Source organism: Streptococcus infantis (assembly GCF_047464415.1).
Classification (GTDB): domain Bacteria; phylum Bacillota; class Bacilli; order Lactobacillales; family Streptococcaceae; genus Streptococcus; species Streptococcus infantis_AE.
In genome coordinates, this window is record NZ_JASHBX010000001.1 from 168,564 (window position 1) to 191,344 (window position 22,781).

Annotated in this window: 17 protein-coding genes and 1 pseudogene; 16 read left to right on the plus strand and 2 right to left on the minus strand. The window is 38.6% G+C overall.

The window, feature by feature from the left end:
• Positions 1-99 precede the first annotated feature (99 nt).
• The 14 genes from tuf to QM460_RS00915 all read left to right on the plus strand — a co-directional run bounded on the left by tuf (position 100) and on the right by QM460_RS00915 (position 12,749).
• Positions 100-1,296: an elongation factor Tu gene (tuf, locus tag QM460_RS00850; RefSeq protein ID WP_001040718.1), complete on the plus strand. Its 1,197-nt coding sequence runs from the start codon at positions 100-102 to the stop codon at positions 1,294-1,296.
• Between the two features lie 157 nt (positions 1,297-1,453).
• Positions 1,454-2,563 (plus strand): glutamate 5-kinase, encoded by a 1,110-nt coding sequence (proB, locus tag QM460_RS00855; protein ID WP_311523579.1) that lies wholly within the window; start codon positions 1,454-1,456, stop codon positions 2,561-2,563.
• Positions 2,564-2,572: 9 nt separating this feature from the next.
• Positions 2,573-3,835, plus strand: coding sequence for a glutamate-5-semialdehyde dehydrogenase (locus QM460_RS00860; protein ID WP_414288857.1), 1,263 nt, complete (start codon positions 2,573-2,575; stop codon positions 3,833-3,835).
• Positions 3,836-3,838: 3 nt separating this feature from the next.
• On the plus strand, positions 3,839-4,636 hold the full coding sequence (proC, locus tag QM460_RS00865) for a pyrroline-5-carboxylate reductase (protein ID WP_414288859.1): 798 nt from the start codon (positions 3,839-3,841) through the stop codon (positions 4,634-4,636).
• A gap of 119 nt (positions 4,637-4,755) precedes the next feature.
• Entirely contained in the window at positions 4,756-5,394 is a 639-nt protein-coding gene (gene tmk / locus QM460_RS00870; protein ID WP_045763718.1) for a dTMP kinase, read from the plus strand.
• Entirely contained in the window at positions 5,391-6,287 is an 897-nt protein-coding gene (locus QM460_RS00875) for a DNA polymerase III subunit delta' (protein ID WP_414288860.1), read from the plus strand. The genes tmk and QM460_RS00875 overlap by 4 nt, the downstream gene beginning before the upstream one ends.
• 24 nt (positions 6,288-6,311) lie before the next feature.
• Positions 6,312-6,629 carry a DNA replication initiation control protein YabA gene (gene yabA / locus QM460_RS00880; protein ID WP_001034369.1) on the plus strand — a complete coding sequence of 106 codons (318 nt, stop codon included), beginning with the start codon at positions 6,312-6,314 and terminating at the stop codon, positions 6,627-6,629.
• A gap of 2 nt (positions 6,630-6,631) precedes the next feature.
• A complete protein-coding gene (gene rsmI / locus QM460_RS00885; protein WP_414288862.1) occupies positions 6,632-7,510 on the plus strand; it encodes a 16S rRNA (cytidine(1402)-2'-O)-methyltransferase in 879 nt (292 codons plus the stop codon).
• Between the two features lie 237 nt (positions 7,511-7,747).
• Positions 7,748-9,082, plus strand: coding sequence for a methylenetetrahydrofolate--tRNA-(uracil(54)-C(5))-methyltransferase (FADH(2)-oxidizing) TrmFO (gene trmFO / locus QM460_RS00890; RefSeq protein WP_414288863.1), 1,335 nt, complete (start codon positions 7,748-7,750; stop codon positions 9,080-9,082).
• A gap of 83 nt (positions 9,083-9,165) precedes the next feature.
• A complete protein-coding gene (pyrH, locus tag QM460_RS00895; RefSeq protein WP_004253279.1) occupies positions 9,166-9,903 on the plus strand; it encodes a UMP kinase in 738 nt (245 codons plus the stop codon).
• A 9-nt stretch (positions 9,904-9,912) separates the two neighbouring features.
• Complete coding sequence (frr, locus tag QM460_RS00900) at positions 9,913-10,470, plus strand: ribosome recycling factor (RefSeq protein WP_006152642.1); 558 nt, start codon at positions 9,913-9,915, stop codon at positions 10,468-10,470.
• 60 nt (positions 10,471-10,530) lie between these two features.
• Positions 10,531-11,385 (plus strand): RNA-binding virulence regulatory protein CvfB, encoded by an 855-nt coding sequence (gene cvfB, locus QM460_RS00905; protein WP_414288864.1) that lies wholly within the window; start codon positions 10,531-10,533, stop codon positions 11,383-11,385.
• A 7-nt stretch (positions 11,386-11,392) separates the two neighbouring features.
• A complete protein-coding gene (locus QM460_RS00910) occupies positions 11,393-11,608 on the plus strand; it encodes a YozE family protein (protein WP_414288865.1) in 216 nt (71 codons plus the stop codon).
• A gap of 154 nt (positions 11,609-11,762) precedes the next feature.
• Positions 11,763-12,749 carry a PhoH family protein gene (locus QM460_RS00915; protein ID WP_075228694.1) on the plus strand — a complete coding sequence of 329 codons (987 nt, stop codon included), beginning with the start codon at positions 11,763-11,765 and terminating at the stop codon, positions 12,747-12,749.
• Between the two features lie 6 nt (positions 12,750-12,755).
• Here the strand turns inward: QM460_RS00915 and QM460_RS00920 are convergent.
• Positions 12,756-13,693: pseudogene (locus QM460_RS00920) on the minus strand (transposase); the annotation flags it as partial.
• 272 nt (positions 13,694-13,965) lie between these two features.
• Between QM460_RS00920 and QM460_RS00925 the strand changes: the two are divergent.
• Positions 13,966-20,544: a S8 family serine peptidase gene (locus tag QM460_RS00925; protein WP_414288866.1), complete on the plus strand. Its 6,579-nt coding sequence runs from the start codon at positions 13,966-13,968 to the stop codon at positions 20,542-20,544.
• Positions 20,545-20,888: 344 nt separating this feature from the next.
• Here QM460_RS00925 and ald read toward each other — a convergent pair whose 3' ends face one another.
• Complete coding sequence (gene ald / locus QM460_RS00930; protein WP_414288868.1) at positions 20,889-22,001, minus strand: alanine dehydrogenase; 1,113 nt, start codon at positions 21,999-22,001, stop codon at positions 20,889-20,891.
• Positions 22,002-22,170: 169 nt separating this feature from the next.
• Here ald and QM460_RS00935 point away from each other — a divergent pair, with 169 nt between their 5' ends.
• Entirely contained in the window at positions 22,171-22,740 is a 570-nt protein-coding gene (locus QM460_RS00935) for a GNAT family N-acetyltransferase (protein ID WP_414288870.1), read from the plus strand.
• The last annotated feature ends 41 nt before the right edge of the window (positions 22,741-22,781 follow it).

Sequence of the window (22,781 nt, forward strand, 5' to 3'; positions counted from 1 at the left end):
TTGCAATTTAGCTGAAATTTGATAAAATAGTAAGGAAAGTTAGACTGTATTGCCTACTGTCTATCTATAAAATATATTTTATTGGAGGCTTTTACTCAAATGGCAAAAGAAAAATACGATCGTAGTAAACCACACGTTAACATTGGTACTATCGGACACGTTGACCACGGTAAAACTACCCTAACTGCAGCTATCACAACTGTTTTGGCACGTCGCTTGCCTTCAGCAGTTAACCAACCTAAAGACTATGCGTCTATCGATGCTGCTCCAGAAGAACGCGAACGCGGTATCACAATCAACACTGCGCACGTTGAGTACGAAACTGAAAAACGTCACTACGCTCACATCGACGCTCCAGGACACGCGGACTACGTTAAAAACATGATCACTGGTGCCGCTCAAATGGACGGAGCTATCCTTGTAGTAGCTTCAACTGACGGACCAATGCCACAAACTCGTGAGCACATCCTTCTTTCACGTCAGGTTGGTGTTAAACACCTTATCGTCTTCATGAACAAGATCGACTTGGTTGACGACGAAGAATTGCTTGAATTGGTTGAAATGGAAATCCGTGACCTTCTTTCAGAATACGACTTCCCAGGTGACGATCTTCCAGTTATCCAAGGTTCAGCTCTTAAAGCTCTTGAAGGTGACTCTAAATACGAAGACATCATCATGGAATTGATGAACACTGTTGATGAGTACATTCCAGAACCAGAACGTGACACTGACAAACCATTGCTTCTTCCAGTCGAAGACGTATTCTCAATCACTGGACGTGGTACAGTTGCTTCAGGACGTATCGACCGTGGTACTGTTCGTGTCAACGACGAAATCGAAATCGTTGGTATCAAAGAAGAAACTAAAAAAGCAGTTGTTACTGGTGTTGAAATGTTCCGTAAACAACTTGACGAAGGTCTTGCAGGAGATAACGTAGGTGTCCTTCTTCGTGGTGTTCAACGTGACGAAATCGAACGTGGACAAGTTATCGCTAAACCAGGTTCAATCAACCCACACACTAAATTCAAAGGTGAAGTTTACATCCTTACTAAAGAAGAAGGTGGACGTCACACTCCATTCTTCAACAACTACCGTCCACAATTCTACTTCCGTACTACTGACGTTACAGGTTCAATCGAACTTCCAGCAGGTACTGAAATGGTAATGCCAGGTGATAACGTGACAATCGACGTTGAGTTGATCCACCCAATCGCCGTAGAACAAGGTACTACATTCTCTATCCGTGAGGGTGGACGTACTGTTGGTTCAGGTATGGTTACAGAAATCGAAGCTTAATTCGATTTAGTTCCCAGAAGAACAATTATTTAAGTCAGACACTAAAAGAATCTTGCTATGCAAGGTTCTTTTTTTGCGATCAAAAGTGAGAGAGTTCCTTTTTTACAATTTCATAAAATCATGGTAAAATGGTTGAATATTAAATTTGGAGAAAAATATGAAGTACAAGCGTATCGTATTTAAAGTGGGAACTTCATCGCTGACACATAAAGATGGAAGTTTATCTCGCAGTAAAGTAAAAGCTATCACACAACAGCTTGCAATGCTGCATGAAGCAGGTCATGAGCTGATTTTGGTGTCTTCTGGGGCTGTTGCAGCAGGTTTCGGAGCCTTAGGATTTAAAAAACGACCAACAAAGATTGCGGATAAGCAAGCTTCAGCAGCGGTTGGTCAAGGATTGCTTTTGGAAGAATATACAACCAATTTGCTCTTAAGACAGATTGTTTCAGCGCAAATCTTGCTAACCCAGGATGATTTTGTCGATAAGCGACGTTATAAAAATGCTCATCAAGCTTTGTCAGTCCTGCTTAATCGTGGTGCGATTCCTATTATCAATGAAAATGACAGTGTCGTTATTGATGAGCTCAAGGTCGGGGATAATGATACGCTCAGTGCTCAGGTAGCTGCAATGGTGCAGGCAGATCTTTTGGTCCTCTTAACAGATGTAGACGGTCTTTATACTGGTAATCCTAACTCGGATCCAAGAGCTAAACGTCTGGAGAGAATTGAGACCATCAATCGAGAAATTATAGATATGGCTGGTGGTGCTGGATCTTCAAATGGAACAGGTGGTATGTTGACGAAAATAAAAGCTGCTACCATTGCGACAGAGTCAGGAGTACCGGTTTATATCTGTTCTTCCTTGAAAGCTGATGCTATGATAGAGGCGGCAGAGAAGACCAAGGATGGTTCTTTCTTTGTTGCACAAGAAAAGGGACTTCGTACCCAGAAACAATGGCTAGCCTTTTATGCCAAAAGTCAGGGAGCAATTTGGGTTGATAAAGGGGCGGCAGAAGCCCTCTCTCAACATGGAAAGAGTCTCCTTTTATCAGGGGTTGTAGATGTTGAGAGCAATTTTTCTTATGGTGATATTGTAACGGTATTTGATAAGGAAACTGGAAAATCACTCGGAAAAGGTAGAGTGCAACTAGGTGCATCGGGGCTCAAAGATGTCCTTCGTTCTCAAAAAGCCAAGGGAGTCCTGATTCATCGTGATGACTGGATTTCTATCACTCCTGAAATCCAACTACTCTTTACAGAATTTTAGAGGTAAACTATGGTAAGTACACAAGAACAATTTGAACAGGTACAGGCAGTTAAAAAAACCATCAATACTGCTAGTGAAACAGTAAAAAACCAAGCCTTGATAGCTATGGCCGATCACTTATTGGCAGCTACTGAAGAGATTTTATCAGCTAATGCTCGTGATATGGAAGCGGCTAAGGGGAAAATCTCAGATGTTATGTTGGATCGTCTTTATTTGGATGCAGGGCGTATAGAAGCGATGGCAACAGGCATTCGTGATGTGGTTGCTTTACCAGATCCAATTGGTGAAGTCCTAGAAAGAAGTCAGCTTGAAAATGGTTTGGTCATTACTAAGAAGCGTGTGGCTATGGGTGTTATTGGCATTATCTATGAAAGTCGTCCAAATGTGACTTCTGATGCAGCTGCCCTTGCTCTCAAGAGTGGAAATGCGGTTGTCCTTCGGAGCGGTAAGGATGCCTACCAAACAGCTCATGCCATTGTCACAGCCTTGAAGAAGGGCTTGGAGACTACTACCATTCATCCAGACGTCATTCAATTAGTAGAAGATACTAGCCGTGAAAGTAGTTATGCCATGATGAAGGCTAAGGGTTATCTAGATCTTCTTATTCCTCGCGGAGGTACCGGGTTAATCAATGCTGTCGTTGAGAATGCTATTGTGCCAGTTATCGAAACAGGTACAGGGATTGTTCATGTCTACGTTGACAAGGACGCGGATGAAGACAAGGCACTGTCTATTATCAATAACGCTAAAACTAGTCGTCCTTCTGTCTGCAATGCCATGGAAGTGCTGCTTGTTCATGAAGACAAGGCGGCAAGCTTCCTTCCTCGTTTGGAGCAAGTTCTGGTTGCCGATCGAAAAGAAGCTGGACTTGAACCGATTCAATTGCGTCTAGATGAGAAAGCTAGTCAATATATTTCTGGACAAGCAGCAGTGGCTCAAGACTTTGATACTGAGTTTTTAGACTATATCTTAGCTGTTAAAGTAGTTTCTAGTCTTGAGGAAGCTGTAGAGCATATCGAAGCCCACAGCACCCATCATTCGGATGCGATTGTGACTGAAAATGCTGATGCTATAGCTTACTTTACAGGTCAAGTGGACTCGGCAGCGGTTTATGTCAATGCGTCGACTCGTTTCACAGATGGTGGCCAATTTGGTCTTGGTTGTGAAATGGGGATTTCAACTCAGAAATTGCATGCTCGTGGTCCAATGGGCTTGAAGGAATTGACCAGCTACAAATATGTGGTTACTGGTGACGGACAGATAAGGGAGTAAGAGATGAAGATTGGATTTATCGGCTTAGGAAATATGGGAGCTAGTTTGGCCAAGGCTGTTTTGCAGACCAAGACGGGTGCTCAGATTCTTCTTGCCAATCGTAGTCAAGTTAAGGTGGATGCTTTCATTGCAGACTTTGGTGGTCAGGCTTCTAGCAACGAAGAAATCTTTGCAGAAGCAGATGTGATTTTTCTTGGAGTGAAGCCAGCTCAATTCTCTGAACTGCTTACTCAATATCAGACCATCCTTGAAAAACGTGAAAGTCTTCTTTTGATTTCTATGGCAGCTGGATTGACTTTAGAAAAACTAGCTAGTCTTCTTCCAAATCAACACAGAATTATTCGCATCATGCCTAATACACCTGTTGCTATTGGGCAAGGAGTGATTAGCTATGCTTTGTCTGCAAATTGTAATCCAGAAGACAGTGAACTTTTTTGTCAACTTTTAGCCAGTGCAGGGCAGTTGGTTGAAATAAGTGATAGTTTAATAGATGCGGCAACAGGGCTTGCAGGTTGTGGTCCTGCCTTTGTCTATCTATTTATCGAAGCTTTGGCAGATGCAGGAGTTCAAACAGGATTACCAAGAGAAACGGCATTGAAAATGGCGGCTCAAACAGTAGTTGGTGCAGGTCAAATGGTCCTAGAAAGTCAACAACATCCTGGAGTCTTGAAAGACCAAGTTTGTAGCCCAGGTGGTTCGACCATTGCTGGTGTAGCAAGTCTAGAAGAGCATGCTTTTAGAGGAACCGTTATGGATGCTGTCAATCAAGCCTACAAAAAAACTCAAGAATTAGGCAAATAAGAGGTGAGCATTAAAACTCACTCTCTTTTTTTCTTACAAAGTAGAAAATGAAAAAAGCTTTTCACAAATCCCCATTTTTTTGATAGAATAGAAGAGAGAAAAATAGAAATGAGTCAGACATGTCAAAAGGATTTTTAGTCTCTCTTGAGGGACCAGAGGGAGCAGGAAAAACAAGCGTTCTTGAAGCCCTAATCCCTGTATTAGAGGATAGGGGAGTAGAAGTTTTAACAACGCGCGAACCAGGTGGGGTCTTAATTGGAGAAAAAATTCGCGAAGTTATCCTAGATCCTAGTCATACTGAAATGGATCCTAAGACTGAGCTTCTCCTCTATATTGCTAGTCGTCGACAACACTTGGTGGAAAAGGTCTTACCAGCACTTGCAGCTGGAAAACTGGTTATCATGGATCGCTTTATCGATAGTTCTGTTGCTTATCAGGGCTTTGGGCGTGGTTTAGATATCGATGCCATTGATTGGCTTAATCAGTTTGCGACAGATGGACTAAAACCTGATTTGACTCTTTATTTTGACATTGAGGTCGAAGAGGGACTGGCACGTATTGCTGCCAACAGTAATCGGGAAGTCAATCGTTTGGACATGGAAGGTCTGGATCTACACCGAAAAGTTCGTCAAGGTTACCTTTCTCTTATTGAAAGAGAAGGAAATCGCATCGAAAAAATCGATGCTAGCCTACCACTTGATCAAGTGATTGAAAATACGCAACAGCTACTTTTTGATAGGATGGGATTAAGGAGATGAAGCAAGAGCAATTAAGAGCTTGTCAACCTCTACAATTTGAACGTTTTGTCCATATCTTGGAGCAAGGGCAGCTCAATCACGCCTATCTCTTTTCAGGTAATTTTGGAAGTTTAGAGATGGCCCTTTTCTTGTCTAAAAGTCTCTTTTGTAGTGAAAAAACTGGTATTTTTCCTTGTGAAAAATGTCGGAATTGTAAATTGATTGAGCAGGAAGAGTTTCCTGATGTGACCATAATTAAACCTCTGAATCAAGTCATTAAGACGGAGCGTATTCGAGAATTAGTTGGTCAATTTTCCCAGTCTGGTATTGAAAATCAACGTCAGGTCTTTATTATCGAGCAAGCAGAAAAAATGCATGTGAATGCTGCAAATTCTCTTTTAAAGGTTATTGAAGAACCACAGAGCGAAATCTACATATTCTTTTTGACTGATGATGAAGAACAGATGTTACCAACGATTCGAAGTCGGACACAGATTTTCCAATTTAAGAAGCAAATCTCTACTTTAATGTCACAGCTTGAAGAGGCTGGTTTAGTAAAAAATAAAGCTAAGCTATTGGCTCAGTTTAGTCAATCGCAGGCAGAGGCTGATAAGCTTGTCCATCAAGCAGGATTTTGGACACTAGTAGATGAAAGTGAACGCCTCTTTTCTTGGCTTTTAGCCCATAAAAAAGAATCTTACTTGCAAGTTGCAAAATTAACGAGTTTGGCTGATGATAAAGAAAAGCAAGATCAGGTGCTCAGAATTTTAGAGGTACTAGCTGGTCAAGAGATTCTCAATGTTTCAGCTCGAAATATTTTGCAAAATCTCGTCCAAACTCGAAAAATGTGGCGGGCCAATGTTAGCTTTCAAAACGCTTTGGAATACCTCGTTTTACAAAAAAATTTAAAGTAAAGATAGATTATAGAAAGGGCTGTAATGAATAAAAAAGAATTATTTGATGCTTTAGATGACTTTTCACAGCAATTGTTGGTAACCTTGGCAGACGTCGAAGCCATCAAAAAAAATCTCAAGAGTCTGGTAGAGGAAAATACAGCTCTTCGTTTAGAAAATGATAAACTGAGAGAACGTTTGGGAGAGGTTGAGGAGACAGCTCCAGCCAAAACGAAACATGTAAGGGAAAATGTCCGTCGCATTTATGAGGACGGTTTTCATGTTTGCCGTGACTTTTATGGTCAACGTCGAGAGCAAGATGCGGAATGCATGTTTTGTGATGAATTGTTATTTAGGGAGTAAGTATGCAGATTCAAAAGAGTTTTAAGGGACATACTCCCTATGGTAAGCTTTATCTAGTCGCAACGCCAATTGGTAATCTAGATGATATGACTTTTCGCGCCATTCATACCTTGAAAGAGGTCGACTGGATCGCGGCAGAAGATACTCGTAATACTGGACTTTTGCTCAAGCATTTTGAGATCTCAACCAAGCAAATTAGTTTTCACGAACATAACGCCAAGGAAAAAATTCCTGATTTGATTGGTTTGTTGAAACAAGGTCAAAATCTTGCCCAAGTATCTGATGCAGGGATGCCTAGTATTTCTGACCCGGGGCATGATTTGGTCAAGGCTGCCATTGAAGAAGATATCGCAGTTGTCACAGTTCCAGGAGCTAGTGCAGGGATTTCTGCCTTGATTGCCAGTGGCTTGGCACCACAACCCCACATCTTTTATGGTTTTCTACCACGAAAGTCAGGTCAGCAAAAGCAATTTTTCGAAGCAAAAAAAGCTTATCCAGAAACTCAGATTTTCTATGAATCACCTCACCGTGTGGCGGATACGCTAGAAAATATGCTAGAAGTCTATGGTGATCGCTCGGTGGTTTTGGTCAGAGAATTGACCAAAATCTTTGAAGAATATCAGCGTGGAACTATTACTGAGTTATTAGAAAGTATTTCTGAAACACCACTTAAGGGCGAGTGTCTTCTGATTGTGGAAGGTGCTAGTCAAGAAGTAGAAGATAAGGATGAAGAGGATTTATTTTCTGAGATACAGGACCGCATTCATCAAGGTATGAAGAAAAATCAGGCCATTAAGGAAGTTGCAAAGATTTACCAATGGAACAAAAGCCAGCTCTACGCTGCTTATCACGAATGGGAAGACAATCAATCCAATGACTAAACAGGGAAGTTTGCCTTCTTCCCTTTTTTTGTTATACTAGAAGAAGAAAAAAATAGAAAGATTTGTGGGAGTGAAAAAGTCCGGGGGACTTTTTCAGCCTGAGCCTGAAAACTCGAAAGCGAAGTAAGTCCGGGGGACTTTTTCAGCCTGAGCCAAAAAATTCGAAAGCGAAGCAAGTTCGTTGAACTTTTTTAACCCGATTCAGGAAATTCACACTCCCAAAGAGGTATTAGTGTCGTGTCTCAATCTTATATCAATGTTATCGGTGCGGGCTTGGCGGGTTCTGAAGCAGCCTACCAAATCGCAGAGCGTGGTATTCCAATTAAACTTTATGAAATGCGTGGTGTCAAGTCAACACCGCAACACAAAACTGACAATTTTGCAGAATTAGTGTGTTCTAATTCCTTGCGTGGAGATGCTCTTACAAATGCTGTCGGCCTCCTCAAGGAAGAAATGCGTCGCCTAGGTTCTCTTATCTTGGAATCTGCTGAAGCAACCCGTGTTCCTGCTGGAGGTGCACTTGCGGTTGACCGTGATGGTTTTTCTCAAATGGTCACTGAAAAAATTGCCAATCATCCCTTGATTGAAGTGGTACGTGACGAAATTACAGAATTGCCAACAGATGCTATTACAGTTGTAGCGACTGGTCCTTTGACTAGTGATGCCCTTGCTGAGAAAATTCACGCACTTAATGGCGGTGACGGTTTTTATTTCTACGATGCTGCAGCGCCTATCGTGGATGTTAATACGATTGATATGAACAAGGTTTATCTCAAATCTCGTTATGATAAGGGAGAAGCAGCCTATCTCAACGCTCCTATGACCAAACAAGAGTTTATGGATTTCCATGAAGCCTTGGTAAATGCGGAAGAAGCGCCGCTGAATTCTTTTGAAAAAGAAAAATATTTTGAAGGCTGTATGCCGATCGAAGTCATGGCCAAGCGTGGCATTAAAACTATGCTTTATGGTCCTATGAAGCCAGTCGGTCTTGAGTATCCAGACGATTACACAGGTCCTCGTGATGGAGAATTTAAGACACCATACGCTGTAGTTCAGCTTCGTCAGGATAATGCGGCAGGTAGTCTTTACAATATCGTTGGTTTTCAAACTCACCTTAAATGGGGCGAACAAAAACGTGTTTTCCAAATGATTCCAGGTCTTGAAAATGCTGAGTTTGTTCGTTACGGTGTTATGCACCGTAATTCGTATATGGATTCACCAAATCTTCTTGAACAGACTTACCGTTCTAAGAAACAACCAAACCTCTTCTTTGCAGGTCAGATGACGGGTGTAGAGGGCTACGTTGAATCAGCTGCTTCAGGATTGGTTGCGGGGATAAACGCTGCTCGTCTTTTTAAAGGAGAAAGTGAGGCTATCTTCCCAGAGACTACAGCTATCGGTAGTTTAGCTCATTATATCACTCATGCTGATAGCAAGCATTTCCAACCCATGAATGTCAACTTCGGGATTATCAAGGAGTTAGAAGGTGAGCGTATTCGTGATAAAAAGGCTCGTTATGAGAAAATCGCAGAACGCGCCTTGTCTGATTTAGAGAAATTTTTATCTGTCTAATTTTTTTGAAAGAATTGTTCATGATACTATAAAAATCCTTGAAATTGTGATAAAATAGGTAGGATGAAAAAAGGAGAGAGAAAATGGTAGAACCTAAGTATAAACGTATCTTAATCAAGCTATCTGGTGAAGCCCTTGCTGGCGAACGTGGTGTCGGTATTGATATCAAAACCGTCCAAAGTATGGCCCAAGAAATCAAGGAAGTTCACGAGCTAGGAATTGAAATCGCCTTGGTTATCGGTGGTGGGAACCTTTGGCGTGGAGAACCTGCAGCAGAAGCTGGTATGGATCGTGTTCAAGCGGATTACACTGGAATGCTTGGGACAGTCATGAATGCTCTTGTGATGGCAGATTCATTGCAACAAGCTGGTGTTGATACTCGTGTACAAACAGCTATTGCCATGCAACAAGTAGCAGAGCCTTATATTCGTGGACGTGCCCTTCGCCACCTTGAAAAAGGACGTATCGTTATCTTTGGCGCGGGAATTGGCTCACCTTACTTCTCTACAGATACAACAGCGGCTCTTCGTGCAGCTGAGATTGAAGCGGACGCTATTTTGATGGCTAAGAATGGTGTAGACGGTGTCTACAATGCCGATCCTAAGAAAGATAAAACGGCTGTTAAATTTGAAGAATTGACTCACCGTGATGTTATTAATAAAGGTCTCCGTATCATGGATTCAACAGCTTCAACTCTATCAATGGATAATGACATTGACTTGGTTGTCTTTAATATGAACCAACCTGGTAATATCAAACGTGTTGTATTTGGTGAAAATATCGGAACAACTGTTTCAAACAATATCGAAGAAAAGGAATAAGAAATCATTATGGCAAACGCAATTGTAGAAAAAGCTAAAGAGAGAATGACTCAATCTCACCACTCACTTGCTCGTGAATTTGGTGGTATCCGTGCAGGTCGTGCTAACGCTAGCTTGCTTGACCGTATTACTGTTGAATACTATGGTGTCGAAACACCTCTTAACCAAATCGCTTCTATCACAATTCCTGAAGCGCGTGTCTTGTTGGTAACACCATTTGATAAATCTTCATTGAAGGATATCGAGCGTGCTTTGAACGCTTCAGATCTTGGTATTACACCAGCTAACGATGGTTCTGTTATTCGCTTGGTAATCCCAGCTCTTACAGAAGAAACTCGTCGCGACCTCGCTAAAGAAGTGAAAAAAGTTGGTGAAAATGCTAAAGTAGCGATCCGTAATATTCGTCGTGACGCTATGGATGAAGCTAAAAAACAAGAAAAAGCTAAAGAAATCACTGAAGATGAATTGAAGACTCTTGAAAAAGATATTCAAAAAGCGACAGACGATGCTGTTAAACACATCGACGACATGACTGCCAATAAAGAAAAAGAAATCTTGGAAGTCTAAGAAATAAACAGAAAAACTCAGTTGGCATTGCTGGCTGAGTTTTATTCGAAAGAAGGAAACATGAATACAAATCTTGCAAGTTTTATCGTTGGACTCATCATCGATGAAAATGACCGTTTTTACTTTGTACAAAAGGATGGTCAAACCTATGCTCTTGCCAAGGAAGAAGGTCAGCATACAGTTGGTGATACCGTTAAAGGTTTCGCCTACACAGACATGAAGCAAAAACTTCGCTTGACAACTCAAGAAGTGACTGCAACTCAGGATCAATTTGGTTGGGGAACGGTAACAGAGGTTCGTAAGGATTTAGGTGTTTTTGTTGATACAGGACTTCCTGACAAGGAAATCGTAGTGTCACTGGATATCCTACCTGAACTAAAAGAGCTCTGGCCCAAGAAGGGCGATAAACTCTATATTCGTCTAGAAGTAGACAAGAAAGACCGTATCTGGGGACTCTTAGCCTACCAAGAGGACTTCCAACGTCTGGCTCGTCCTGCCTACAATAATATGCAGAACCAAAACTGGCCTGCAATCGTTTATCGTCTTAAGCTATCAGGAACCTTTGTCTATTTACCGGAAAATAATATGCTGGGCTTCATCTATCCAAGTGAGCGTTATGCAGAACCTCGTTTGGGGCAAGTGTTAGATGTACGTGTTATTGGTTTTCGTGAGGTAGATCGTACCCTTAATCTTTCACTTAAACCTCGCTCTTTTGAGATGTTAGAAAATGATGCACAGATGATTTTGACCTACTTGGAAAGCAATGGTGGATTTATGACCTTAAATGACAAATCTTCACCAGATGACATTAAAGCAACTTTTGGTATCTCGAAAGGTCAATTTAAAAAAGCACTCGGTGGTTTGATGAAGGCTGGTAAAATCAAGCAAGATCAGTTCGGCACAGAGTTGATTTAGGAGGCTTATGAGAAAATCATTTTATACTTGGCTTATGACCGAGCGCAACCCTAAAAGCAATAGTCCCAAGGCAATTTTAGCGGATCTGGCTTTTGAGGAGTCTGCCTTCCCAAAACATACAGATGATTTTGATCTAGTCAGTCGTTTTTTAGAGGAACATGCAAGCTTTTCCTTTAATATGGGAGACTTCGATCGAATTTGGCAAGAATATCTAGAACATTAAGGCTACTAGATTGGGTTGGGGATAGTAATTTCTCAGCCTCTTTGCTATAATATAGTCATTCAGTTTAACTTTTACTAGCTTCTAATCGACTTTTTAACTACTAAAAGCAAACGAAACATTTTATAAAAATAAAAGAGTTAGAGAGGTTCTTTGTTTGAAGGAACATTCAATAGACATTCAGCTTAGTCATCCAGATGATTTGTTTCATCTTTTTGGTTCTAATGAGCGCCACCTTCGTTTGATGGAGGATGAGTTAGATGTCATCATCCATGCTCGTACAGAGATTGTACAAGTCTTGGGGGAGGAGTCGGCTTGTGAGGAAGCCCGCCAAGTTATCCAAGCCTTGATGGTCTTGGTCAATCGTGGGATGACCGTTGGAACTCCGGATGTGGTGACAGCCATTACAATGGTTAAGAATAATGAAATCGATAAGTTTGTCGCCCTTTATGAAGAAGAGATTATCAAGGATAATACAGGTAAGCCCATCCGTGTTAAAACCCTGGGTCAAAAGCTTTATGTGGATAGTGTCAAGCAACACGATGTGACCTTTGGTATTGGGCCGGCAGGAACAGGTAAGACCTTCTTAGCAGTGACTTTGGCCGTAACAGCCCTCAAGCGTGGACAAGTCAAGCGAATCATACTGACACGTCCAGCAGTAGAAGCAGGAGAGAGCCTAGGATTTCTTCCAGGAGATTTGAAAGAAAAGGTAGATCCTTATCTTCGTCCAGTTTATGATGCCTTGTATCAGATTCTAGGAAAAGACCAAACGACTCGTCTCATGGAGCGTGAAATTATCGAAATCGCGCCCCTGGCCTATATGCGCGGGCGTACCTTAGATGACGCCTTCGTTATCTTGGATGAAGCGCAAAATACAACTATCATGCAAATGAAGATGTTCTTGACCCGTCTTGGATTTAACTCGAAAATGATTGTCAATGGGGATATTAGCCAGATTGACCTACCTCGTAATGTCAAGTCAGGTTTGATTGATGCTCAAGAAAAACTCAAGAATATTCACCAGATTGACTTTGTTCATTTCTCAGCTAAGGATGTGGTTCGCCATCCAGTTGTAGCTCAAATTATCAGAGCCTATGAACCTCGACCTGTCAAAGCTGAAGAAAGTGAAGAAGAAAGAGAATAAGGAAAAAGAACCTAGGCAAAAACTAGCTTCTAAATAAAACCACACAGTGATTTCAGTCTTGAATACAATCAAGCTGAAAGAAACACTGTGTGGTTTTTGAATAGTTGAATGTTTTAGAGGCTAGATTCTTGGCCAATTTGGTGAGATTCATGCTCATAAAGATGAATCTTATCTCTGTTGAGACGGTTTGTTTGCCTCTGACATGCACTCTGCGAACGCCGAAAACTACCAAAAACGGGTTCAACATCAATTTTCCGTTTGGCATAAATTTGAGAGCTTTCTTCACTATGTAATGTTTGCGTAAGGAGTTCCTTAAAGTAATTCCAAGTTTGATTATAATGGATTTGTTTCTGATTTCCACTATCTGTTTTAGTCAACTGTTCTAACTCAGGAGTATCTTGAATTTTATTCGCCTCATAAATCTTGAAATCACGTTGAAAGCTATACTTATCAGTTTGACTAGAGTAGTTCTTAAAGGAATAAACTATGCCATCGGGCTTTATAAACTGGTCCGTGTCCTCAAGATATTCCCAGTTCATTGGGTTATCTGTGCTCGTTTAGTACTTTTTAGTCAATTTTGATTAGGTTGTTGGCATGTTTACTGGAGTGGAAGTTATTAATCGTTTTATAGCTAACATAGGTATCTTGCCTCAACCATTTCATAGGAATGACTTCTTCGTTCATTTGAACGATTTTACGTCCAGAGAACACTTGACGAGCATAAGCTAACAGGGTCATCTTCATGAGCATGGCTGGATGAAAGGCAGGTCGGCCAGTGTAGGAGGTCTCTTCCAATAGAACTTGACTAGGAATACTGTCCACATAGAGGCTAATCATTCTCGTTCGTGAATTAGTGGAATATCGTAGGCAAGATTCACTTCCAAACTTAACTGAGTTTTTGGTGGTTTTAGTAGTGGTTCAACTTGATTCCTACTATTCTTGATGGTGTGAATGTGCTTATAATGTATTCCAGTTAACCACGAAAGCTTTGGATTTCATAAAATTAACACAGGTTAAAAAACAAATTAATGTGTGTTAATTTTTTCTTGACTTAAATTTTTTTAATTGATATACTATTTTTCAGAGAGCTAACAATTATATATAAATGTACTACTCTATTTCCTAGATAATACTTAGTAAAACTTTTTATAACAAAGGCTAGCAAAGTTAAAGTTTTCTATCTATTGGAAGTTAAATAAATATGTAAGGAATTAAAATGAAAAAAAGTACAGTATTGTCATTAACTGCAGCTGCAGTTATTTTAGCAGCATATGTCCCTAATGAGGTAGTCTTAGCAGACACATCTAGCTCTGAAGATGCTTTAAATATCTCTGATACAGAAAAAGTAGTAGTAGAGAAGGAAACAGAAAATAAAGAAAAACATGAAAATATTGATAATGCTATAGAAACTTCAAAGGATACTGAAGAGAAGAAAACAACAATTATTGAGGAAAAAGAAGTTGTTAGTAAAAATCCTGAGATAGATAATAAAACTAGCAATGCAGAAGCAACAATCAAAGAAGATTCCAATCAATCCCAAGGAGATAAAGCGGACTCGTCTGCAAGTAAAGACCCAGAAAGTCCCAAAAAAGAGGATAAACTTGTCTATATTGCTGAATTTAAAGATAAAGAATCTGGAGAAAAAGCAATCAAGAAATTATCCAATCTTAAGGATACAAAAGTTTTATATACTTATGATACGGTTTTTAATGGTGTTTCAATAGAAACAACTCCAGATAATCTGGACAAAATTAAACTAATAGAAGGTATTTCATCGGTTGAAAGGTCACAAAAAGTCCAACCTATGATGAATCATGCTAGAAAAGAAATTGGAGTTGAGGAAGCTATTGATTACCTAAAATCTATCAATGCACCATTTGGGAAAAACTTTGATGGTAGAGGTATGGTCATTTCAAATATCGATACCGGGATAGATTATAGGCATAAGGCCATGAGGATTGATGATGATGCTAAAGACTCAATGAAATTTAAAAAAGAAGACTTAAAAGGTACTGATAAAAATTTCTGGTTGAGTGATAAAATCCCTCATGCGTTCAATTATTATAATGGTGGTAAAATAACTGTAGAAAAAGCTGATGATGGGAGCGATTATTTTGATCCACATGGGATGCATATTGCAGGGATTCTTGCGGGAAATGATACTGAAAAAGATATTAAAAACTTTAACGGAATAGATGGAATTGCTCCTAATGCACAGATCTTCTCTTATAAAATGTACTCTGACGCAGGATCTGGCTTCGCAGGAGATGAAACAATGTTTCATGCTATTGAAGATTCTATCAAACACAATGTCGATGTTGTTTCGGTATCATCTGGCTTTACAGGAACAGGTCTTGTAGGTGAGAAATATTGGGAAGCTATTAGAGCGTTAAGAAAAGCAGGCATTCCAATGGTTGTAGCTACGGGTAACTATGCGACTTCTGCTTCAAGTTCTTCATGGGATTTAGTGGCAAATAATAATCTGAAAATGACCGACACTGGAAATGTAACGCGAACTGCAGCACATGAAGATGCGATAGCGGTCGCTTCTGCTAAAAATCAGACAGTTGAGTTTGATAAAGTCAACATAGGTGGAGAAAATTTTAAATACAGAAATATAGGGGCCTTTTTCGATAAGAATAAAATCACAACAAATGAAGACGGTTCAAAAGCTCCTAGTAAATTAAACTTTGTATATATAGGCAAAGGTCAAGACAAAGATTTGATAGGATTGGATCTTAAGGGCAAAATTGCAGTAATGGATCGAATTTATACCAAGGATTTAAAAGATGCTTTTAAAAGAGCAACGGATAAGGGCGCACGCGCCATTATGGTTGTAAATACTGTCAATTATTACAATAGAGATAATTGGACAGAGCTTCCAGCCATGGGATATGAAGCGGATGAAGGGACTAAAAGTCAAGTATTTTCAATTTCAGGAGATGATGGTGTAAAGCTATGGAACATGATTAATCCTGATAAAAAAACTGAAGTTAAAAGGAATAATAAAGAAGATTTCAAAGATAAATTGGAGCAATACTATCCAATTGATATGGCCAGCTATAATTCTAATAAACCGAATGTAGGTGACGAAAAAGAGATTGACTTTAAGTTTGCACCTGACACAGACAAAGAATTGTATAAAGAAGATGTCATAGTTCCAGCAGGATCTACATCTTGGGGGCCAAGAACAGATTTACTTTTAAAACCTGATGTCTCAGCACCAGGTAAAAATATTAAATCCACTCTCAATGTTATTAATGGGAAATCAACTTATGGTTATATGTCAGGGACTAGTATGGCAACTCCTATCGTGGCAGCTTCTACTGTTTTGATTAGACCAAAGTTAAAGGAAATGCTTGAAAGACCTGCCTTGAAAAATCTTAAGGGAGATGACAAAATAGATCTTACAAGTCTTACAAAAATTGCCCTACAAAATACTGCACGGCCTATGATGGATGCGACTTCTTGGAAAGAAAAAAGTCAATACTTTGCATCACCTAGACAACAGGGAGCAGGGCTAATTAATGTTGCCAATGCTTTGAGAAATGAAGTTGTAGCGACTTTCAAAAACACAGATTCTAAAGGTTTGGTAAACTCTTATGGTTCTATTTCTCTTAAAGAAATAAAAGGAGATAAAAAATACTTTACAATTAAGCTTCACAATACATCAAACAGACCTTTAACCTTTAAAGTTTCAGCATCAGCGGTAACTACAGACGCTCTAACTGATAGACTAAAACTGGATGAAACATACAAAGATGAAAAATCTCCAGATGGGAAGCAAATTGTTCCAGAAATTCACCCAGAGAAAGTAAAAGATGCAAATATCACATTTGAGCATGACACTTTTACTATAGCCCCAAATTCTAGCTTTGATTTAAATGCGGTTATAAACGTTGGGGAGGCTAAAAATAAAAATAAATTTGTAGAATCATTTATTCATTTTGAGTCTGTGGAAGAAATGGAAGCTCTAAACTCCAATGGGAAGAAAACAAATTTCCAACCTTCTTTATCGATGCCTCTAATGGGATTTGCTGGGGATTGGAATAAGGAACCAATCCTTGATAAATGGGCCTGGGAAGAAGGTTCAAAATCAAAAACAATGGAAGGTTATGACGATGATGGTAAACCAAAAATTCCAGGGACCTTAAATAAGGGGATTGGTGGAGAACATGGTATAGATAAATTTAATCCAGCAGGAGTTATACAAAATAGAAAAGATAAAAATACAACATCCCTAGATCAAAATCCAGAATTATTTGCTTTCAATAACGAAGGGATCAACGCACCATCATCAAGTGGTTCTAATATTGCTAAAATTTATCCTTTAGATTCAAATGGAAATCCTCAAGATGCTCAACTTGAGAGAGGATTAACACCTTCTCCACTTGTATTAAGAAGTGCAGAAGAAGGATTGATTTCAATAGTAAATACAAATAAAGAGGGAGAAAATCAAATCGACTTAAAAGTCATTTCGAGAGAACACTTTATTAAAGGAATTTTAAACTCTAAGAGAAATGATGCAAAGGGAATCAAATCTTCTAAACTAAAAGTCTGGGGTGACTTGAAGTGGGATGGACTCATTTATAACCCTAGAGGTAGAGAAGAAAATGCACCAGAAAGCAAGGATACTAAAGATCCTGCTACTAAGATAAGAGGTCAATTTGAACCGATTGCAGAAGGTCAATATTTCTATAAATTTAAATATAGATTAACTAAAGATTATCCATGGCAGGTTTCCTATATTCCTGTAAAAATTGATAACACAGCCCCTAAGATTGTTTCGATTGATTTTTCAAATCCTGAAAAAATTAAGCTGATCACAAAGGATACTTATCACAAGGTAAAAGATCAATACAAGAATGAAACTCTATTTGCGAGAGATCAAAAAGAACATCCTGAAAAATTTGACGAGATTGCCAACGAAGTTTGGTATGCTGGCGCCGCTCTTGTTAATGAAGATGGAGAGGTTGAGAAAAATCTTGAAGTAACTTACGCAGGTGAGGGTCAAGGAAGAAATAGGAAACTTGACAAAGACGGAAATACCATTTATGAAATTAATGGTGCAGGAGATTTAAGAGGAAAAATCATTGAAGTCATTGCATTAGATGGCTCTAGCAATTTTACAAAGATTCATAGAATTAAATTTGCTGATCATGCTGATGAAAAGGGGATGATTGCCTATTATCTAGTAGATCCTGATCAAGATTCATCTAAATACCAAAAACTTGGCGAGATTTCCGAATCTAAATTTAAAAATTTAGAAAATAGAAAAGAGGATAGTCTTAAAAAAGATACAACTGAGGTAGAACATCATCATCAAGAAAATGAAGAGTCTATCGAAGAAAAATCTAGCTTGACTATTCATAAAACTATTTCAACAATTAGAGACTTTGAAAGCAAAGACTTAAAGAAACTCATTAAAAAGAAATTTAGAGAAGTTGATGACTTTACAAGTGAAACTGGTAAGAGAATAGAGGAATACGATTATAAATACGATGATAAGGGAAATATCATTGCTTATGACGATGGTAGTGCCTTACAATATGAAACTGAAAAACTTGACGAAATCAAATCAAAAATTTATGGTGTTCTAAGCCCATCTAAAGATGGACACTTTGAAATTCTTGGAAAGATAAGTAATGTTTCTAAAAATGCCAAGGTATATTATGGAAATAACTATAAATCTATAGAAATCAAAACGACCAAGTATGATTCACATTCAAAAACGATGACATTTGATTTATACGCTAATATTAATGATATTGTGGATGGATTAGCTTTTGCAGGAGATATGAGATTCGTTGTTAAAGATGATGATCAGATAAAAGCTGAAACTAAAATTAGAATGCCTGAAAAAAATAAGGAAACTAAAACAGAATATCCCTATGCATCAAGTTATGGGAATGTAATAGAATTAGGAGAAGGTGATCTTTCAAAGAACAAACCAAACAATTTAACGGACATGGAATCTGGTAAAATCTATTCTGATTCAGAAAAACAACAATATCTATTAAAGGATAACATCATTCTAAGAAAAGGCTATGCACTAAAAGTGACTACCTATAATCCTGGAAAAACGGATATGTTAGAAGGGAATGGAGTCTATAATAAGGAAGATATAGCAAAAATCCAAAAGGCCAATCCTAATCTAAGAGTCTTATCAGAAACAACAATTTATGCTGATAGTAGAAATGTTGAAGATGGAAGAAGTACTCAATCCGTATTAATGTCGGCTTTAGACGGCTTTAACATTGTAAAATATCAAGTGTTTACCTTTAAAATGAACGATAAAGGGGAGGCAATCGATAAAGATGGAAATCTTGTAACAGATCCTTCTAAACTGGTATTATTTGGTAAGGATGGTAAAGAGTACACTGGAGAGGATAAGTCCAATGTAGAAGCTATAAAAGAAGATGGCTCTACGTTATTTATTGATGCAAAACCAGTAAATCTTTCAATGGACAAGAACTACTTTAATCCATCTAAATCTAATAAAATTTATGTACGAAATCCAGAATTTTATTTAAGAGGTAAGATTTCTGATAAGGGTGGTTTTAACTGGGAGTTGAGAGTTAATGAATCGGTTGTAGATAATTATTTAATCTACGGAGATTTACACATTGATAACACTAGAGATTTTAACATTAAGCTTAATGTTAAAGACGGTGACATCATGGACTGGGGAATGAAAGACTATAAAGCAAACGGATTCCCAGATAAGGTAACAGATATGGATGGAAATGTTTATCTTCAAACTGGCTATAGCGATTTGAACGCGAAAGCGGTTGGAGTACACTATCAATTTTTATATGATAATGTTAAACCAGAAGTAAACATTGATCCTAAGGGAAATACTAGTATCGAATATGCTGACGGAAAATCTGTAGTCTTTAATATCAATGATAAAAGAAATAATGGATTCGATGGTGAGATTAAAGACAAACATATTTATGTAAATGGAAAAGAATATAAATCATTTGATGATATTAAACAACTAACAGATAAGACACTAAACATTAAGATTGTTGTAAAAGATTTTGCAAGAAATACAACCGTAAAAGAATTCATTTTAAACAAAGATACGGGAGAGGTGAGCGAACTAAAACCTCAGATGGTAACTGTGACCATTCAAAATGGAAAAGAAATGAGTTCTAAGATAGTGTCGGAAGAAGATTTCATTTTACCTGTCTATAAGGGTGAATTAGAAAAAGGATATCAATTTGATGGCTGGGAAATTTCTGGTTTCGAAGGGAAAAAAGATGCTGGCTATGTTATTAATGTATCAAAAGATACCCTTATAAAACCTGTATTCAAGAAAATAGAGGAGAAAAAGGAGGAGGAAAATAAACCTACTTTTGATGTATCGAAAAAGAAAGATAAGGTGCAAGCAAATCATAGTCAATTAGATGAAAATTACAAAAAGGAGGATTTACAAAGAGAAAATCATTCACACAAATCTGATTCAACTAAGGATGTCACAGCTACAGTTCCTGTACAAGTAAATTATAGTCAATTAGATGAAAGTCAAAGATCTGATTCAACTGAGGATGTTAAAGCTCCAGTTCCTGATAAAAATGATAAAAACTTTGAAAATGAGAAGGAAGTTTATTTTAATGAATCAGAGAACATAGCTAATAAACATACCAATATTGATAGTAAATCAACTACTAATAATACTGATAGACTACCAAAAACCGGAACAGTTAGCGAAGTCTTCACGTCATTGGTTGCTGGAATAATGTTTACCGTAGGTGCATTTCTTGGATTAAAGAAAAAAGATCAAGATTAAGACAAAAGCTATAGAAAAATGGTTTATGTACTGAGATAGTGTGATGATGAAACAGTTTTGTGAAAATAGCCATTTATAACTCAATTATTTAGTTTACTTTACTATTGATACTCTTTTTGGATTTATGAATAGACTTAGTTTCGACAACTAATGAATTGATTGAAAGGGTTAGTATTGACAAATATTGATCACATTGATTAGAAACTAGAGTCTATCAAAATTTAAATTATAAACCATGACATGAGAAAACGAGCATCTCCAAGAACGGAAATGCTCGTTTTTGAGATTTAGAAGCTAGTTTTTATGTAGCTTCTTATTTTTGTAGTTTTAATATGTAAATCATTTTAGACCAGTTCACTGATTGAAGTGAAGTCACGTTCCAAGCCTTCTGCAACAGGCTGGCTGGTGAGGTATCCTTGATAGGTTGTCACACCTTCAAGCAAGCCTGCGTCTTCTAGGATAGCTTTCTTAAATCCTTTTCCTGCTAAGGCTTCGATATATGGAAGAGTCACATTAGTAAGGGCAATCGTAGATGTGCGAGCAACTGCTCCAGGAATGTTAGCAACGGCATAGTGAAGAACACCGTGTTTTTCATAGACTGGTTCATCGTGAGTTGTCACACGGTCAGCTGTCGCTATAACACCACCTTGGTCAACAGCAACGTCAACAATGACAGAACCAGGACGCATTTGTTGTACCATTTCATCTGTCACCAATTTTGGAGCTTTGGCACCAGGAATCAAGACAGCACCGATAACAACGTCTGCTTCACGCACACTTGCTTCAATATTAAATGGATTAGACATGAGTGTTTGGATTTGGTGACCAAAGACATCTTCTAGGACAGAGAGGCGTTTAGCACTGATATCAAGAATGGTTACTTGAGCTCCCAAACCTAGCGCAATGCGGGCTGCATGTGTACCAACAACACCACCACCGATGATGGTTACTTTTCCTTTAGGAACACCAGGGACACCACCGAGTAGAACTCCTGAACCACCAGCTTGTTTCGTCAAGAAATGAGCACCGATTTGGACAGCCATACGACCTGCAACCTCACTCATTGGAACAAGAAGTGGGAGTTGTCCTTGGCTATCACGGACTGTCTCATAAGCAACACCAGTTGTTTTAGTTGCAAGCATAGCATCTGCCAATTCTGGAGCAGCTGCCATGTGCAAGTAGGTGAAGAGAAGTAAATCCTCACGCAAGAACTGGTACTCACTAGCAAGGGGTTCCTTGACTTTAACAACTAACTCTGCAGCCCAGGCTTCAGCAGCAGTTGCGACAATCTCAGCTCCTTGCTTTTCATAGTCAGCATCAGTAAAACCAGATCCAAGTCCAGCATTCGTTTCGATGAGGACACGGTGGCCACGTCCAACGAGACTTTGTACACCAGCAGGTGTCAGAGCAACACGATTTTCATTATTTTTAATTTCCTTTGGAATTCCAATTAGCATAGAGATAACTCACTTTCTATTAAGCTGTTTCGATTTATGTATCACATCATTCTTCAGAGTTTTTGTGATGACTTTATTGTATATGAAACCGCTTTAAATTGCAAGAAAAACTTGTAAACCTATTTCTTTTATGTTATTCTTTTAGCAACCTATTTTGGGAGGTGTAATCATGGAATCACTATTTATCAAACTAGCTAAGCATCAAATTATCGAAACAGAACGCTTAGTACTTAGACCTGTAACACTTGATGATGCAGAAGCCATGTTTGAATATGCTTCAGACAAGGAAAATACGCGATTTACTTTTCCGACCAATCAAAGTCTAGAGGAAACTAAGAACAATATTGCTCAATTTTATCTAGCTAATCCATTGGGCCGATGGGGAATTGAACTAAAAGGTACTGGAGAGTTTATCGGAACTATTGACCTGCACAAGATGGATACTGTTCTTAAGAAGGCAGCCATTGGTTACATTATCAATCAAAAATATTGGAATCAAGGTTTGACAACTGAAGCCAATCGTGCCGTGATTGAACTGGCTTTTGAAAAGATAGGAATGAATAAGTTGACGGCTTTTCATGATAAGGATAATCCTGCATCAGGAAAGGTTATGGAGAAATCAGGCATGCGCTTTTCTCACGAAGAACCTTATGCTAGAATGGATAAAAATGAACCTGGAAGATTCGTAACAGATGTCCATTATGTCTTAACCAAGGAAGATTATTTTGCAAATAAGTAAGCAGTTGAAAAGATTTTTCAGCTGTTTTTTTCTTTCTCTTA

Excerpts from the sequence above, each read along its gene's own strand:
- rsmI (WP_414288862.1), top strand. The coding sequence starts at position 6,632 with ATGCAGATTCAAAAGAGTTTTAAGGGACATACTCCCTATGGTAAGCTT.
- pyrH (WP_004253279.1), top strand. The coding sequence starts at position 9,166 with ATGGTAGAACCTAAGTATAAACGTATCTTAATCAAGCTATCTGGTGAA.
- QM460_RS00910 (WP_414288865.1), top strand. The coding sequence starts at position 11,393 with ATGAGAAAATCATTTTATACTTGGCTTATGACCGAGCGCAACCCTAAA.
- ald (WP_414288868.1), bottom strand. The coding sequence starts at position 22,001 with ATGCTAATTGGAATTCCAAAGGAAATTAAAAATAATGAAAATCGTGTT.
- QM460_RS00875 (WP_414288860.1), top strand. The coding sequence starts at position 5,391 with ATGAAGCAAGAGCAATTAAGAGCTTGTCAACCTCTACAATTTGAACGT.
- yabA (WP_001034369.1), top strand. The coding sequence starts at position 6,312 with ATGAATAAAAAAGAATTATTTGATGCTTTAGATGACTTTTCACAGCAA.
- QM460_RS00860 (WP_414288857.1), top strand. The coding sequence starts at position 2,573 with ATGGTAAGTACACAAGAACAATTTGAACAGGTACAGGCAGTTAAAAAA.
- cvfB (WP_414288864.1), top strand. The coding sequence starts at position 10,531 with ATGAATACAAATCTTGCAAGTTTTATCGTTGGACTCATCATCGATGAA.
- tmk (WP_045763718.1), top strand. The coding sequence starts at position 4,756 with ATGTCAAAAGGATTTTTAGTCTCTCTTGAGGGACCAGAGGGAGCAGGA.
- QM460_RS00935 (WP_414288870.1), top strand. The coding sequence starts at position 22,171 with ATGGAATCACTATTTATCAAACTAGCTAAGCATCAAATTATCGAAACA.
- frr (WP_006152642.1), top strand. The coding sequence starts at position 9,913 with ATGGCAAACGCAATTGTAGAAAAAGCTAAAGAGAGAATGACTCAATCT.
- proB (WP_311523579.1), top strand. The coding sequence starts at position 1,454 with ATGAAGTACAAGCGTATCGTATTTAAAGTGGGAACTTCATCGCTGACA.
- QM460_RS00925 (WP_414288866.1), top strand. The coding sequence starts at position 13,966 with ATGAAAAAAAGTACAGTATTGTCATTAACTGCAGCTGCAGTTATTTTA.
- tuf (WP_001040718.1), top strand. The coding sequence starts at position 100 with ATGGCAAAAGAAAAATACGATCGTAGTAAACCACACGTTAACATTGGT.
- proC (WP_414288859.1), top strand. The coding sequence starts at position 3,839 with ATGAAGATTGGATTTATCGGCTTAGGAAATATGGGAGCTAGTTTGGCC.